The sequence below is a fragment of the Aliivibrio sifiae genome (assembly GCF_002954705.1).
GTDB lineage: Bacteria > Pseudomonadota > Gammaproteobacteria > Enterobacterales > Vibrionaceae > Aliivibrio > Aliivibrio sifiae_A.
Window position 1 is genome coordinate 1,730,578 of sequence record NZ_MSCO01000001.1, and the last position, 15,767, is coordinate 1,746,344.

14 protein-coding genes and 1 riboswitch are annotated in these 15,767 nt (G+C 37.8%); of the genes, 8 read left to right on the forward strand and 6 right to left on the reverse strand.

Features of this window, described 5'->3' with window-relative positions; translation table 11 throughout:
- Positions 1-49 precede the first annotated feature (49 nt).
- Positions 50-748, reverse strand: a complete 699-nt coding sequence (torR, locus tag BTO22_RS07665; protein WP_105054981.1) for a two-component system response regulator TorR — start codon at positions 746-748, stop codon at positions 50-52.
- A gap of 234 nt (positions 749-982) precedes the next feature.
- Between torR and torD the strand changes: the two genes are divergently transcribed.
- From torD to BTO22_RS07685, 4 genes are all read left to right on the forward strand, one after another.
- Positions 983-1,630 (forward strand): molecular chaperone TorD, encoded by a 648-nt coding sequence (gene torD, locus BTO22_RS07670; protein WP_105054982.1) that lies wholly within the window; start codon positions 983-985, stop codon positions 1,628-1,630.
- Between the two features lie 275 nt (positions 1,631-1,905).
- Positions 1,906-2,913, forward strand: a complete 1,008-nt coding sequence (gene purR, locus BTO22_RS07675) for an HTH-type transcriptional repressor PurR (RefSeq protein WP_105054983.1) — start codon at positions 1,906-1,908, stop codon at positions 2,911-2,913.
- A gap of 163 nt (positions 2,914-3,076) precedes the next feature.
- Positions 3,077-3,161: riboswitch (cyclic di-GMP riboswitch) on the forward strand.
- 126 nt (positions 3,162-3,287) lie between these two features.
- On the forward strand, positions 3,288-3,875 hold the full coding sequence (locus BTO22_RS07680) for a TfoX/Sxy family DNA transformation protein (protein WP_105054984.1): 588 nt from the start codon (positions 3,288-3,290) through the stop codon (positions 3,873-3,875).
- 229 nt (positions 3,876-4,104) lie between these two features.
- Positions 4,105-5,808 carry a sensor domain-containing diguanylate cyclase gene (locus tag BTO22_RS07685; protein ID WP_219843868.1) on the forward strand — a complete coding sequence of 568 codons (1,704 nt, stop codon included), beginning with the start codon at positions 4,105-4,107 and terminating at the stop codon, positions 5,806-5,808.
- Between the two features lie 20 nt (positions 5,809-5,828).
- Here BTO22_RS07685 and BTO22_RS07690 read toward each other — a convergent pair whose 3' ends face one another.
- Complete coding sequence (locus BTO22_RS07690; RefSeq protein WP_105054985.1) at positions 5,829-6,569, reverse strand: hypothetical protein; 741 nt, start codon at positions 6,567-6,569, stop codon at positions 5,829-5,831.
- 113 nt (positions 6,570-6,682) lie between these two features.
- On the opposite strand from BTO22_RS07690, the gene BTO22_RS07695 reads away from it, so the two are divergent.
- The gene (locus BTO22_RS07695) at positions 6,683-6,985 is read left to right on the forward strand and encodes an MGMT family protein (protein WP_105054986.1); all 303 of its coding nucleotides are present in this window, start codon (positions 6,683-6,685) and stop codon (positions 6,983-6,985) included.
- A 35-nt stretch (positions 6,986-7,020) separates the two neighbouring features.
- Here the strand turns inward: BTO22_RS07695 and BTO22_RS07700 are convergent, their stop codons facing one another.
- A complete protein-coding gene (locus BTO22_RS07700; RefSeq protein ID WP_105054987.1) occupies positions 7,021-7,524 on the reverse strand; it encodes a YbaY family lipoprotein in 504 nt (167 codons plus the stop codon).
- A gap of 243 nt (positions 7,525-7,767) precedes the next feature.
- Here BTO22_RS07700 and tesB point away from each other — a divergent pair, with 243 nt between their 5' ends.
- Positions 7,768-8,631 carry an acyl-CoA thioesterase II gene (tesB, locus tag BTO22_RS07705; RefSeq protein ID WP_105054988.1) on the forward strand — a complete coding sequence of 288 codons (864 nt, stop codon included), beginning with the start codon at positions 7,768-7,770 and terminating at the stop codon, positions 8,629-8,631.
- Between the two features lie 51 nt (positions 8,632-8,682).
- On the opposite strand, the gene BTO22_RS07710 is transcribed toward tesB, so the two are convergent.
- Positions 8,683-9,150, reverse strand: a complete 468-nt coding sequence (locus tag BTO22_RS07710; protein WP_105054989.1) for an Lrp/AsnC family transcriptional regulator — start codon at positions 9,148-9,150, stop codon at positions 8,683-8,685.
- A gap of 136 nt (positions 9,151-9,286) precedes the next feature.
- Between BTO22_RS07710 and BTO22_RS07715 the strand changes: the two genes are divergently transcribed.
- Both BTO22_RS07715 and queC read left to right on the forward strand, forming a co-directional pair.
- Positions 9,287-10,351, forward strand: a complete 1,065-nt coding sequence (locus tag BTO22_RS07715; RefSeq protein ID WP_105054990.1) for a PLP-dependent cysteine synthase family protein — start codon at positions 9,287-9,289, stop codon at positions 10,349-10,351.
- Between the two features lie 143 nt (positions 10,352-10,494).
- Complete coding sequence (gene queC, locus BTO22_RS07720) at positions 10,495-11,178, forward strand: 7-cyano-7-deazaguanine synthase QueC (protein WP_105054991.1); 684 nt, start codon at positions 10,495-10,497, stop codon at positions 11,176-11,178.
- 106 nt (positions 11,179-11,284) lie between these two features.
- On the opposite strand, the gene vexH is transcribed toward queC, so the two are convergent.
- Both vexH and BTO22_RS07730 read right to left on the reverse strand, forming a co-directional pair.
- Positions 11,285-14,395 carry a vibriobactin export RND transporter permease subunit VexH gene (gene vexH / locus BTO22_RS07725; RefSeq protein WP_105054992.1) on the reverse strand — a complete coding sequence of 1,037 codons (3,111 nt, stop codon included), beginning with the start codon at positions 14,393-14,395 and terminating at the stop codon, positions 11,285-11,287.
- Positions 14,396-14,397: 2 nt separating this feature from the next.
- The gene (locus tag BTO22_RS07730) at positions 14,398-15,465 is read right to left on the reverse strand and encodes an efflux RND transporter periplasmic adaptor subunit (RefSeq protein ID WP_105054993.1); all 1,068 of its coding nucleotides are present in this window, start codon (positions 15,463-15,465) and stop codon (positions 14,398-14,400) included.
- Positions 15,466-15,767: the final 302 nt, after the last annotated feature.

Consider the following 15,767-nt stretch of genomic DNA (forward strand, 5'->3'; position numbering starts at 1 on the left):
TCAAATATGAGTGGTTCAATTTAAATCTTTTAACGATAATTAATAACTATCAATCACCAGCGAACATGTAACCTTCACCGTGTACGGTAACAAAGATCTGTGGGTTTTTAGGGTCCACTTCCATCTTTGCGCGCATTCTTCGAATCAATACATCAATAGTTCGATCATTTGGTGCATCTACACGGTGGCTAATCATATTTAAAATACGTTCACGCGAAAGAACCGTATTTGGGTACGAAGATAACGCCACCAACAATTCATATTCAGCTTTAGTTAATTTAACTGGTTCGCCATTATTTGATAACGCACGGCGCTGAATATCAAATGTCCATTCACCAAAACGAACTACATTTGACTCATCCAACTCAACTGGCTCATTAACTAAAGACATACGCCAAAACAAGTTCTTAACTCGAACCAATAATTCACGTAGCTCTACAGGTTTAGTGACATAGTCATCTGCACCCATTTCTAAACCGACAATTCGGTCAATACTATCTGTTCGTCCTGTAACGAGAATAATACCAATATTAGATTGACTGCGCAGTTCGCGAGCCAATAATAAACCATCCTCTCCTGGTAGGTTTATATCAAGCATAATTAAATCAACTTTTTGTTCAGCCAAAATAGTTCGCATTTCTGCCCCTGTTTCAGCCTCGCTCACTTGATATCCCTCGGCTTCAAAGTAGCCTACAAGCTTAGAGCGAGTTACCACTTCGTCTTCAACAACTAAAATGTGATAGCTCATAATATTCTCTTTTAATGGTTATTTGGATAGTTCTTATCTTATTCTATTCATATTTTGTAATAATGCCAATTCTCAATTGATATTTCTGTATTTTAATTGATTCAAAACAATTATTAATAAAAATCGAGATTTAATCTTTACACATATCTTTATACACCCTGTTAATGATAGGTGCTATTCCTTTTCATACTTATCCAGTACAATTCTTAAATAAATATCTTGGAGTAAAGAGACATGAACGAATTAACTGCATTTAACGAACAACGCGCTGAAATTTACTGGTGGTTGTCGAGCTTATTAGCGAATGAACTAACAAAAGAACAATTAGAACAATATAACAGTTTTGAAGTTCGTACTTTCCTGTCTGATTTAAGGAAGACGCCAGAATTAGCGTCATCGGTAAATGAATTGGTTGAAAAGTTAAATAAACTTCAAGCTCGCGACGATGCACAGCTTGAATTATCAGCTGATTTTTGCCAAGCATTTTTAGGTTCTGACAAAAACAGTGCTCTACCTTATGCATCAATCTATTTAGATAAATCAGGCCTTCTTAATGCAAAACCTGCTCAAGATATGCGTGAATTACTAGAAAAGTACAAGATTGCTCAAAAAGCAGAATTCAATGAACCCGCAGACCATATCGCTATTGAACTAGATTTCCTTGGGAATTTAATCCTAATGACAAATCAGCAAACTTCTGAAGAAGACTTTGAAGCTTATATGAGTGCGCAACTTTCTTTTATTAATAAACAGCTATTATCTTGGACTCCAAAATTTAACCATATTTGTAAGGAGAGAGATGAATTCGGCTTTTATGCTGCAGTAACGACTTTCCTTGTAACTTTTCTACAACTTGATGTTACTTTCCTTACAGGTGAGTAATTTATAGTTTATATATTGGTACAATATTTTTACAGGTGTGTGATATAAATCAAATCATTAACAAAATTAATTAAATCACTAATTGTTTGCACTATGCTTTACCTATAAAATGTGAGCGCAAACGATAAAATTTGATCATTAAATGAAAACCGCATTTTTGGCGGTTTTTTTCATTTATAACCAGGGCCTATTTATCTTCCATCATATCTACATAATGTAATATCAATTTTGTTGGAACATAAATAGCCCCTTATTTTACCCATTAAGGCTTTTATATGGCTACTATTAAAGATGTTGCAAAACTTGCAGCTGTTTCTACTACAACTGTCTCTCATGTAATTAATAAAACTCGTTTTGTTGCCGAAGCAACTCAAAAACGTGTATGGGAAGCGGTTGAAGAACTAAACTACGCACCGAGTGCCGTTGCTCGCAGTTTAAAATGCAATACAACACGTACGATTGGTATGTTAGTAACACAATCTTTCAACCCATTTTTTGCAGAGGTTATGCATGGTGTTGAGAATTACTGTTACAAACAAGGTTACACTTTATTTATGTGTAATACTGAAGGCGATTTAGATAAGCAAAAACATTATCTTCGCATGCTTTCAGAAAAACGTGTTGATGGCCTATTAGTCATGTGTTCAGACCTTAATGAACAACTATTAGCGCTGCTTGAAAAAAACACTGAGCTACCAATGGTTATTATGGATTGGGGCCCAGATAGCCCACGTACAGATAAAATCATTGATAATTCAGAAAAAGGCGGTTACTTAGCAACAAAGCATTTAATTGAAAACGGCCATGAAAAAATCGCTTGTATTACAGGTCAGTTAGATAAATTAACGTGTAAAGAGCGTGTTCGTGGATTCGAACGAGCTTTAGCTGAATCAAACTTAAGCGCTAACCCTGACTGGATTTTGGAAGGCGACTTCGAGTGTGCTTCAGCATCAAAAGCTGTAGATAAAGTACTAGCAATGACAGATCGTCCAACAGCACTATTTTGCTTTAACGATATTATGGCACTGGCGGCAATAAGTAAAATTCAACAAGCGGGCTTAAAAGTACCTGAAGACATCTCAGTTATTGGTTACGACAATATTGAATTATCTGCGTATTTCTCTCCACCCCTGACAACTATTCACCAACCTAAACGTCGTGTTGGTAAAACAGCGGTAGAGATTTTATTAGAGCGCATTAAAGATAAGCACCATGAGCGTCGCATTTTTGAAATGCAGCCTGAAGTTGTCTCCCGTAGCAGCGTATCAAATAGAACCAAATAGAACCAAATAGCGCTTTTTTACTCATTAAAATACGAGTTGGTTCAATTTAAACTTAAAAGTTGAACCAACTTAACAAAAATAAACGATCATTTTTTGAAGCAACATCACACTATGATCAATTATGCAACAACTCTTGCTATTGATTGCTATATCATCAGCAAGGTCACGAACAGGGCAAACTGTGCGAAAGTACAGGACGCAAAGCTTCCGGCCTACGTATTTATATATAAGGTAGCGGGGTTGCCGACAGTAAGTATTCTCTCAAGTATTGTTAATTTTTACTTTAAAATAACAATACCTTACTTTGAACTTGCTACCATTTCCTCGGGCTCAGTTGTTTAGTGACATAGACTTACTAACCGAGAATTATTGCAATGGATAAACCAGTACTAAAAGAATCACTTCATTTACTTTCATCTTTAGGTAAGATCACTTCACGCTCAATGTTTGGTGGTTTTGGCATTTTTATTGATGGCACTATGTTCGCTCTTGTTGTTCAAGATAAACTTCATTTAAGAGCTAGTGATGAGACTATCAATTTATTTAAAGAGCAAGGGTTTGAACCATACGTTTATAAAAAGCGTGGTTTTCCTGTTGTAACTAAATACTTTGCAATTTCAGCTGAATGTTGGGAAGAGCCAGACTCAATCTTAATTCAAGCTGTCATAGCTTTAGATGTTGCTAAAAAAGATAAAAAGAAACAGCAAACAGCCGGACCTTCTCGTATCAAAGATTTACCAAATCTAAGATTAGCGACAGAAAGAATGCTTAAAAAAGCAGGCATTAATACTGTTGAAGAGTTGCGCACCACTGGAGCTGTTAATGCTTATAAAGCAATTCAACAGACACATTCAAGCAGTGTGAGTGATGAATTACTTTGGTCGCTTGAAGGAGCGATTAAAGGAACTCATTGGTCTGTTGTTTCAGCAGAAACACGAAGTGAATTAAGAAAGCAATTATAAACTAAGTGTTAATCTATACGTCTTAATCTTATGCTCTATCAAAGAGATTAAGGCGTTAACCCTCCCTAAACCAAGCCCTCCCCTTAAAACTAAATAAAGCGACAAGCCTTCACACTTTAACTCTCCTTTGTAACAATATCTGTTACTTTATATAACTATCAGTTATGCTACGTCTTCATATATAGAATATAAAGCTGTTAAATGGCGTACGTTTTATAAGGCGGTGTTAATGAGTAAAAATACAATCAGTAAAAAGTGGCTTTATTTACCTATAATATCAATGGTATTTACAATATCTATTGGCTTATTTGTATTTAATTCAACACTCTCAAATTGGCTTGAGCACAAAGTTGAAGGTAGTCTATCTGAAGAAACCTCTCGTATTATAAAAGACATCAATGACGACCAAGTTTCCTTTTCTGATTTAAAAGCATTGGATGTATACATAAAAACAAAACTAGTTATTGCCAAAGAAGACCATATTACTCTGATAAAATCAGACGGCACTCCAATTGCTGATAGTGATATTTCTTTAAACGCCGTCTTACAGCTTGAAAACCATTTAAACCGAGAAGAAGTGAATAACGCTAAAGACATTGGTTATGGCACTGCTACCCGCTTCAGTACTTCTCGCTTTAAAAACTTACTCTACTCTGCACAATCATTTGAATACCAAGGTCAAACATATATTCTTAGAACGGCAACGCCACTAACTCGTATCGATGCCATGGTAGAAGAATTGATGAACATCCTAATTATTTTAATGGGGATTAACATTGTACTTGTCATTGGCTCATCTCTACTCAGTAATAAGCTTATTCAACAGCAAGTAAAAAATGAGCAAGATCTACAAGAAGAGCGTATAGAACAACGTACTCAAGAAATTGAGCTATTACACCGTCTTGCAAATATGCTTGCGGCTTGTAACTCTATCAATGAAGCTCAAATGGTCGTTGAAGATATCCTTCCTAGGATTTTAGGGGATGTAAATGGCGTCGTATCTCTAATGCGTTCATCTAGGAATCAACTACTAGTAAAACTCGATTGGGGCGGAGCTTGGCCAGGCAATAAAACTTACGCACCTGAAGAATGCTGGGCATTACGAAAAGGTAAATTTCATCTCGCTAATGATAAATATACCACCCTGCCATGTTCCCATATGTCTGCGACCGGAACAGACCAAACACTATGCATCCCATTAACCGCACATGGCAACACCATTGGTATGATGCATATCTACCTTGGTGATAAAGAACATTTAGACAAGAGCGTTCAAAAACTTGCTTTCACGGTTGCTGAGCATCTTGGTTTGGCACTCGCGAACTTAAATTTACAAGAGAAATTGAGAGAGCAAGCCATAAGCGATCCTTTAACTGGTTTATACAACCGTCGTTACTACGAAGAAACCATTAACCAAGAAATAATGCGAGCTCACCGACACAAGCAAGAAATGTCGATTCTTATGTTAGATCTTGACCACTTTAAACGCTTTAATGATAACTATGGGCATGATGCGGGTGATTATGTATTAAAAACCATCGGTTCATTATTACTTAATACTATGCGTGGAGAAGATACAATTTGTCGCCTTGGCGGAGAAGAACTAGCGATTATTTTACCAAATACAGGTGCTGAAGGTGCATTACATGCAGCAAAGTCTTTATGTGAAGCCGTTAGCGATCTTCATTTGGCAATTAAAGAATTGTCATTAGGTAAATTGAGTGTTTCTATTGGTATCGCAACTTACCCTAAAAATGGGCTTCAATCTGATGATTTAACTAAGCTCGCAGATATTGCACTTTATGAAGCAAAAGGCCGAGGACGGGATCAAGCTTGTCATTATGATGAGCTGATCCAGCCTTCAGAATATCCAGAGCCCATTGAAGTAAAAGAAAAAGCAAAAACCAGTGACGAAAATACGATTAACTCTTAGTTTCTCTAAAAATGATGGGCCTAATCCACAGGCTCATCATCTACTTGCATCATAAAATCAGTTACCCAGCCAATCAGTAGGATCATTAACCAAGAAACCATAATCGAAGTCGGGACTTCAAATTTAGGCGATATAATTAATGTACTAAATCCTATAACAGGTAAAAGCCAAGACATCATCGGCAACCAATCTTTATATTTTGAACGCCCTACACTCTGTAAACATACAATAAGTCCTGTAATAGATAATGCGACAAGCGCAGCATGCTGTAAGCCCCCAATCCATAGAGGGATAACTAAAACTAATGGCCACCATGCGTTACTATTTACAGGTTTCCAACTTCTTACCGCCACCCACACAAGTACAACACTGATTATCTGGATTAACGTCGAATAGGCGCTCCCTGCTAATTTCCCTTCATATTGTAATGCCATTATTCCGGCTTCCATTGCTATAACAACAGACACAATAAAAACAACTAAATGAATACTTTTACGTCGAGAAAATATCACCATAAGTAATGGAAATAGAGTCCAAACTGCGATAGATAGCGATAGCGGCTGAGAAGAGTTTAACGTTAAACCAAACAATGACATTCCTACGAGTAATATCCAAGTAGCGACACCACCTTGAGGAATAAGCCAAAGCATCGGAATAGCCAAAGCAAGTAAAGGAAGTTGCCCACCACTAACCCCAAATGCTAATACACCAACAACAACGAGAACAAAACTTAATAATATAGATAACACAGCTAATAACATCACCTTCCCTCCTTGGTACAGAGTTGTTTACTTTGTTACTATTTCAGTTTAGCGGCAATAACTCGCTTTATCACTGACCTATCTCTCTTTTCTAAAATAAGGCCGTTAATTCAATGAATGAATTTATCCAGAGTATCTATACAAATTTACGCTTCGTCCCAAAGGGGAGAGTAATTACCTATGGGCAACTTGCTAAACTGGCAGGGTTCCCTAACCACTCTCGCCATGTAGGAAAAACATTGGCTAAATTACCTAAAGACAGCACATTGCCTTGGCATCGAGTGGTTAATTCTCAAGGAAAGGTTTCATTGCAAGGTGAGCAATTTAAAGAACAAAAAGTGAAGCTCGAAGAGGAAGGTATTATCGTTCGTGAAGATGGGAAAATTTTACATTTTAAAAAAGTAGTCATGCCTTAAAGCACAACTACTTATTTATAAAAGGTTAATTAATCTTATTGACGAACACCCTTAAGTAATAAATCTTGTTGCATTGTTTTTTCTTGATCAGTGATCACAGTGTAGCTTGTATCGGTAGTAAAACGTAATTTACCATCAATCTTAATTGTTGCACGAACTGCATACGTATGATTTGGTTGAATATCTGCCGTATTAAATGCTAAAGAATAATCAAATGGTGATGATTTTTCACCCGCTTCAAATGTCTCTTCTGTAATTGTTTTTGATGGCGCATCAGCCAAAGAAACATCTGATAACGTAACAGTAATAACTGCGTTTGCAGGTAGAGCGATACGCTCACGGTAACCAACACTGCCCGTCACTACTTGCGTTTCAGCCACTTCAATAACATCTGTATTTGCAGCATCACTTTGAGCTACATCTTCTTGTACCACAACTTCTTGTTTTAATGTTTCTTTTTCCGTTTTATCCGCTGAATTGCAGCCAACCATTGTGATCCCTGTAGCCACAGATAACGCCACTAATAATGATTTTTTCATTTTATTCTCTCTTTATTTATATATTCTGATAAAAACAACATAAATATAAACCTAATATAAACCTAATATAATGAACTGTCTTCTTATCAAGTTCACCTTTGACAGAAAACTAACTAAATCACAGCAAAATCACACGGGCTTGATGTTATTTTGACCCAATTAACATCCTGTTTAACTTATTGAACTCAACCTGAATCTACCTCACAATAGAGCAATAACGTCAGAAGCATTTAAGGCACAGAAATGAATAAACCATTAAACGAATTATTAACCCTTTTACAGCTCGAGCAATTAGAGCAAGGCTTATTCAGAGGGCAAAGTGAGAATTTAGGATTGCCCCAAGTTTATGGTGGTCAAGTTATCGGCCAAGCACTCTCAGCGGCTCGCTATACTGTTGATAATGCTAGAACCGTTCATTCTTTCCATAGCTACTTTCTTTATCCTGGCAATCCAGAAAAAGCGATAATTTATGATGTCGAAAATTTAAGAGATGGCAGAAGTTTCAGCACTCGTCGCGTTAAAGCGATTCAAAATGGCCGCCCTATCTTCTATTTAACCGCCTCATATCATGGCGATGAGCCCGGATTTGAGCACCAATCAGCAATGCCTGATATTGCGGGACCAGAAAACTTTGCCTCTGAGACGCAACTTGCAGAAGCAATTAAACATGTTTTACCTCCTGCGGTTCAAAAGATTTTCTGCGGTGAAAAACCTATTGAGGTTCGTCCTGTAAACATCGTTAACCCATTAGCACCTAAAAAAGCAGCACCAACACAGCATTTATGGATAAGAGCAAATGGAGATTTGCCTGACGATCAGTTAATTCATCAATATCTATTAGCATACGCTTCAGATTGGGGCTTTTTACCAACAGCACTTCACCCACATGAAGTCAGCTTATTAACGCCTAATTTCCAAGTAGCAACAATTGACCACTCAATGTGGTTCCACCGCCCATTCAAAATGGATGAGTGGTTGCTTTACTCTATTGAAAGTACCAATGCGAGCGGCTCACGAGGCTTAGTTCGTGGTGAGGTCTTTAACCAAAAAGGTGAACTTGTTGCCTCTGCAATACAAGAGGGTGTGATGAGGATGAAAAAGAAATAACATAATAAATAATGCGGGCCTAAATAACGGCCTGCATTGTTAATGTAAATACTATAAAGGCAATTCAGTTGTATACTTCAATGGTTCCATAGCAAAGGTACTCGTCACATTAGATATCCCATCAACACTATTCACTAGTTTTTTGTAAAAACCATCAAACGACTTCATATCTTCAGCAAGCACCTTGATCATATAATCATATTCTCCTGCCATTCGATAAAACTCCATGACTTCTGGAAAATCAGAGACCGTATCTACAAATTTGTTATACCACTCTTGTGAATGATTTGATGTTTTAATCAGCACAAACGCATTAAAGCTAAGCCCTAATTTTTCAGGGTTAAGTAAAGCGACTTTCTTTTCAATCACTCCTTCCTCTTCTAAGCGTTTTAATCGTTTCCAGCATGGTGTTGTCGTTAAATTAACCGCTTCAGCCAATTCTTGAAGTGAAATAGTACAATCTTTTTGCAATAACAAAAGTAAAGTTTTATCCACCTTACTTAGTTCGTTCTTTCCCATAAAAACCTCAAAATAGAAAAATATTCTATTAAAAACCAATTTACAGTAAATATAGCAAAGTTTTTCTTATTAGATAAAGGTAAATTATTCACATCGCTACTACTATTTACATTGACCGAATTTAAGGAAAGTAATTATGTGTACAGATCATAACTGGATTAATAACGCTATTCGTAAAATTGAAGCAGATTATCAACGTTCTGCGGACACGCACCTTATTAAACTTGATTTGCCAATGCTCGATGGTATCGATTTATATTTAAAAGATGAAAGCACTCATCCAACAGGCTCTCTTAAACATCGATTAGCTCGATCTCTTTTTCTTTATGCGATTTCAAATGGATGGATAGGTCCAAATACACCAATCATTGAATCCTCTTCTGGCAGCACTGCCGTATCCGAAGCCTATTTTGCTCGCTTACTTGGCTTACCGTTTATTGCTGTAGTTCCTCGTAAAACAGCCAGTAAAAAAATTGAGATGATCAATTTTTACGGTGGCAAAGCACATTTTGTAGAACGCTCTGATCAGATTTATGCTGAATCACATCGACTTGCTGAAGAATTAAATGGTCACTATATGGACCAATTTACGTATGCAGAGCGAGCAACCGACTGGCGCGGTAATAACAACATTGCAGACAGTATTTTTAACCAAATGCAATTAGAAGATAACCCTGAGCCTACATGGATAGTAATGAGCCCTGGGACAGGCGGTACATCAGCAACCATTGGTCGATTTATTCGCTACCAAAAATACGACACAAAATTATGTGTTGTAGACCCTGATAATTCAGTATTCCATGACTATTTCAAAACAGGAAATAAAGAACTTACTTTAGAATGTGGAAGCAGAATCGAAGGCATTGGACGTCCTCGTGTAGAACCAAGCTTCATTCCCGGCGTTATCGATGAAATGCGCACTATTTCTGATATTGCCAGTGTTGCAACTGCTCGTTGGTTAGAAAACATACTTGGTAGAAAAGCAGGTGCATCAACAGGAACAAATTTATTTGGTGCATTACAACTCGCTTGTGAAATGCAACAACGAGGTGAAAAAGGCTCTATCGTTACGCTATTATGCGACAGTGGTGAACGATACCTAGATACTTACTATAATGATGAATGGGTAACTGAAAATATAGGAGACCTAACTCCGGTACTTTCACAATTAGAAGAATTTGAGAAGACTGGTCAATTATAAGTCGAATCTCCTAATAACGTCTTGCTAAGGCTAAATCTTACGGATGATTAAATAAACGCTACCAGTAGATCAACTATAAAAGCCATCGATCATCGTTGGCTTTTTTATTACAATACAACTAAATAATCCTACTGAGATTCATTATGTCTACAGCAATTGTTGTATTTAGTGGCGGTCAAGACTCCACCACCTGTTTAATTCAAGCACTGACTCAATATGACCATGTTCATTGTATTACTTTTGATTATGACCAGCGTCATAATCAAGAAATTGAAGTAGCTAAAAAAGTCGCTCTTGAACTAGGAGCTGCATCTCATAAAATAATGGATGTCGGCCTTTTAAACGAATTAGCTGTCAGTTCATTAACTCGCGACAATATTCCTGTTTCTCATGAACTTCAAGCAAATGGCCTTCCTAATTCTTTTGTTCCTGGCCGTAATATTCTTTTCTTAACACTCGCTGGTATTTACGCTTATCAATTAGGTGCGGAATCAGTCATTACAGGTGTTTGTGAAACAGATTTTTCTGGTTACCCAGATTGTCGCGACGAATTCGTAAAATCGATCAACCAGTCTCTTGTATTAGGAATGGATCGTAAACTGAAAATTGACACACCATTAATGTGGCTAAATAAAGCGGAAACGTGGGCACTAGCTGACAAATATGGCAAATTAAACTATGTACGTAATCAAACATTAACGTGTTATAACGGCGTCATTGGCGATGGCTGTGGTGACTGCCCATCGTGTGACTTACGTAAGAATGGTTTAGATGAGTACTTAGAAAATAAAGACGCAGTAATGGCTGATTTAATCTCTAAGATCTAAAACGAACGGATCTTATTTTTAAACTAATTTCGTTTAAGTTAAAAATAAAAAAGCGCCCATCTTCAATAAAAAAGATGGGCGCTTTTCTTTTAGTTAAGATACAAGATTAATGCGAGATTCTGCCTTTAATGTCGTGATCTAATTCTTTATTTAGTTGCTCTTCAACGTAACCAGGAGAATGCGTACTACCAGAAATCAATCGATATATTGCAGGAATAACAAACAGCGTTACTAATGTCGCAAATGCCATACCAAAGAAAATCACCGTACCGACTGCTACTCGGCTTTCATAGCCAGCACCTGTCGACATAATCAACGGAATAGCACCCGCTAATGTCGTAAATGCCGTCATTAAGATCGGACGTAAACGACGAGCTGACGCATCTACAATCGCTTGTTCCAACTCAACCCCTTTATCACGTAATTGATTAGCGAACTCTACAATCAAAATACCATTTTTAGTGACCATACCAATCAACATGATCATGCCAATTTGACTGTAAATATTTAGACCTTGATCCATGATGACGAGACCAATAAACCCACCAAAAACCCCCATAGGGACAGTGAACATCACCACCATTGGGTTAATAAAGCTTTCAAATTGAGCGGCCAATACAAGATAAGCAACCAATAGAGCTAAACCAAATACCACTAAAATGCTTGATTGGTTCTCTTTAAAATCTTTCGACTCCCCTGTATAAGCAACTGAAATATCACTTGGGAGTATTTCTATGGCCTTAGCATCAAGGTAATCCAATGCGTCCCCTAAAGTCGCACCATCTTTTAAGTTTGCAGTTAACGTAATCGATTTTTGTTTATTAATGTGTGACAAACGAATCGCTGATGCAACTTCGTTAATTTTCGTTACCGTATCAAGAGTAACCAGATCACCCGTCGCAGTTCTCATGTAGATCTGACTTAAGTCAGCCGCATTATTAAAACTGTTTTCATCACCACGTAAATACACATCGTATTCTTCACCACGATCTACATACGTGGTTTCACTTTTACCACCAAGCATGATTTCAAGCGTATCAGAAATATCAGAGATTTTAATACCTAACTCAGAAGCTCGATTACGGTCAACAGACACTACCAATTCTGGCGTTTTCTCTGAATAGTTAATATCCGCCCCTTCCATTAATGGGCTATTATTAGCATCGGCTTTTAATAGTTCACCCCATTTTTGAAGTTCTTTATAATCAGAACCGCCTAGAACAAATTGCACTGGCTCACTCGACCCACCTCTGAAACCAGGCATCATAGGGAACACTCGAGCATCGGGGATGTCCGCCAAGGTCTTACGTATCATATTAAGACCTTCTTGTGCTGTTAGCTCTCTATCAGCCCAATCTTCTAAGATCATAATAACAAAACCCGTCTGGTCCCCTGCATTGCCACCAAAAGCCGGAGATTGGATACTAAATGATTTTAAGAACCCTTTGCCTAGTAGTGGCATCAATCGTTCTTCAACAACATCCATGTTCGCACTCATTCGGTTGTAACTGGTTGCGTCTGCACCACGAACAAATGCAAACAGCACACCACGGTCTTCTTGTGGGGTTAATTGCGATGGGACCTTCTGCATTAAGCCATAACTACCACCAATACAGGCTAAAATGATCACAGGAGCTAATAAACGCCACGCTACCGCTCTGCTAACCGATTTACGGTAACCACGCTCAAGCCCTGCGAATAATTTATCCACGAATAGATTAAATCGATTGGGCTTTACATTGGCTTTTAAAATCTTACTGCCAAGTACAGGTGTCAGCGTCAAGGCAATTAATGATGAGAATAAGACCGACATTGCAAGCAATACAGAGAATTCAGTAAATAAGAGACCTACCATGCCATCCATAAAGGAAATAGGTAAGAACACCATTACGAGCACAAGTGTCGTAGCAATAACCGCAAAGCCCACTTCTCTAGTGCCCTTATAGGCAGCTAAAAGTGGTGACTCTCCTTTTTCTAAATGATGGAAAATATTCTCAACCACTACAATGGCATCATCAACCACTAAACCGATCGACAAGATTAATGCCATCAAGGTAATCAGGTTTATCGAGAATCCAAAATAATACGCCGCCATAAACGACGAAATCAAAGAGACTGGAACCGTAACAGCAGGAATTAATGTTGCACGAGCTTGACCAATAAAGATATACAGCACCAAAATAACCAAACCACCGGTAATAAAGAGCGTGCTATAAACTTCTGAAATTGAACGATCAATAAAAACAGTAGAATCATAATCGATCGCTAAACGAGTACCTTCAGGTAGAAACTGTTGGATCTTCTCGACTTCTTCATGAACTAAATTTGCAACATCTAATGGGTTAGCATCCGATTGTGGAACAATACCCATACTTACGTTAACAACGCCATCACTTTTAAAGGTTGAGTTTTCGTTTTCAGCGCCAATGAACACATCAGCAACATCTTTTAGATAAATAGGCGTACCATCACTGGCCGTTTTTACCACAAGATAATTGAAGTCTTCTGCTTGGTTATACAGGCGCTCAGTACGTACGGACATAACGATAGCGTCATTACGAACTTCCCCCCCAGGGCTTTCTATATTTTCAGAACGCAATGCGGCAGTAATATCTGATGCTGTCACACCTCGGCCAGCCATTAAAGCTGGCTTCAATTTCACATACATTACTTTGTAAAGACCACCAGAAATATCAACCGAGCTTACACCTGTGATCAAACTAAAACGGTCAACCAATACACGTTCGGTGTAATCGGTTAATTCCGTTCTATCCATCACACTTGAACTCAAATTAATGTATAGCGAGGCTTCACCACTGCCGTTATTTTTAAAAACAATCGGATCATCCGCTTCATCTGGTAGGCTTCGCTGAGCACGTGCTACTGCATCACGAACATCACTCACCCCTGTATTTAAGTCATAACCTAAATCAAAGGTAATCGTAATACGAGACATACTATTACGCGTGGTTGATTCGATCTCATCAATACCACTAATACCCGAAAGTTGATCTTCTAATACTGTCGTGATTTGACTTTCAATGATCGTCGCCGATGCACCTTCATAACGAGTACTGATAGAGACTACAGGGCTTTCAATATCTGGCATTTCACGTACAGCAAGTTTACTAAATGAAACCGCACCAAATACACACAACAATAAGCTTAAAACAATGGCGACAACTGGCCTTTTTACTGAGACATCAGACAACCACATAATTATTGTCCTTCAGAAACAGGTTCGGCCATAGACGCTAATTCTTGCTCAAGCAGTTTAACAACCACACCATCACGCATATTCACTAAGCCTTGAACTACAATGCCTTGGCCAATAGATAAACCATGGCTAATAACAACACGGTTTTCTACACGAGCACCAAGTGTCACTTCTGTTCGTGTCACTTTATTGTCTTCACCAATGACATAAACATAACGTTTAGTACCTGAGTATTCTAATGCTTGAACTGGAATAATTGGGGCATTAATCGCAGGAAAATCTAATGTTGCCGCCATTAGCATACCTGGCTTCATCTTCAGTTCTTTATTTGGGAATTCAATACGAATACGTAAATTCAACGTTTCAGCATTAATACGAGAATCAACACCAACAACTTCTCCAGAGAATGTCGTAGCTCCCCACGCTTGGCTTGTTGCCTCAACCGTCATTCCCGTTGATAACATAGATAGATAACGTTCTGGAACTTGTAAATCTAACTGCATCATAGATAAGTTATCTAATGTCAGCAGCTCCGTTCCTACACTGACCATTTTACCGCGGCTAAAATCAATAAAACCAACCGTGCCAGCAAAAGGCGCAGAGATATGAAGATCCGTTAAATTTGCATTAGCGGCTTCTAAGCGTGCCTCTGCAATATCTACACTTGCTTTTTGACCATCAATTTCAGTTTGAGTAATCGCATTCTTTTTTGCTAAACGTTGAAATTCTTTTAGCTTACGCTTTTCATCATTTAAATATGCACGCGCTTCTTTTATTGAAGCACTGGCCTTATCATCATTTAGTTGAATTAAAAGCTGACCTTTCTTTACCTCTTGATTCGCTTTTATAGCAATGCGGTCAATTTTCCCTGAAACCTCGGGAGATATAATGACAGACTCCGCTGCTTTCAACTTACCGATAAGAGATAATGACTGAGAGATCTCATGTGTTGCAACTTCTTCAGCCACAACAGCAACCGCTTGATTTTCTCTTGGTTTCTTAGCATAAGAAGGTGTAGATAAAGTACATGCTAGTAAAACAGAAAGAGCAATAGACTTAGTTTGATTCATATTGATACTTATTATTTGAATTATTAAAATTACTTACTGGTTATAGTTTACCAAGTGAAAGCACTTTTGTTCGTCAATGAATGTAAAGATGACGCAATAAACTGTAAAAACAATTACTTCTGTATGACTCATTTTAAATTAATTTGTTCAAAAACGGTGATTTTTACTCCTTTTTGACGAAAAACCAATCATTTAAACCAAAAAACCAAGAAAAGTACTTTACAGGTAAACGAAGTTTGCTATTATTCGCTCCGCACTTGGCAAGGTCGTTGGGAAAACTCTTGCTAAGTATAAAAATCTCT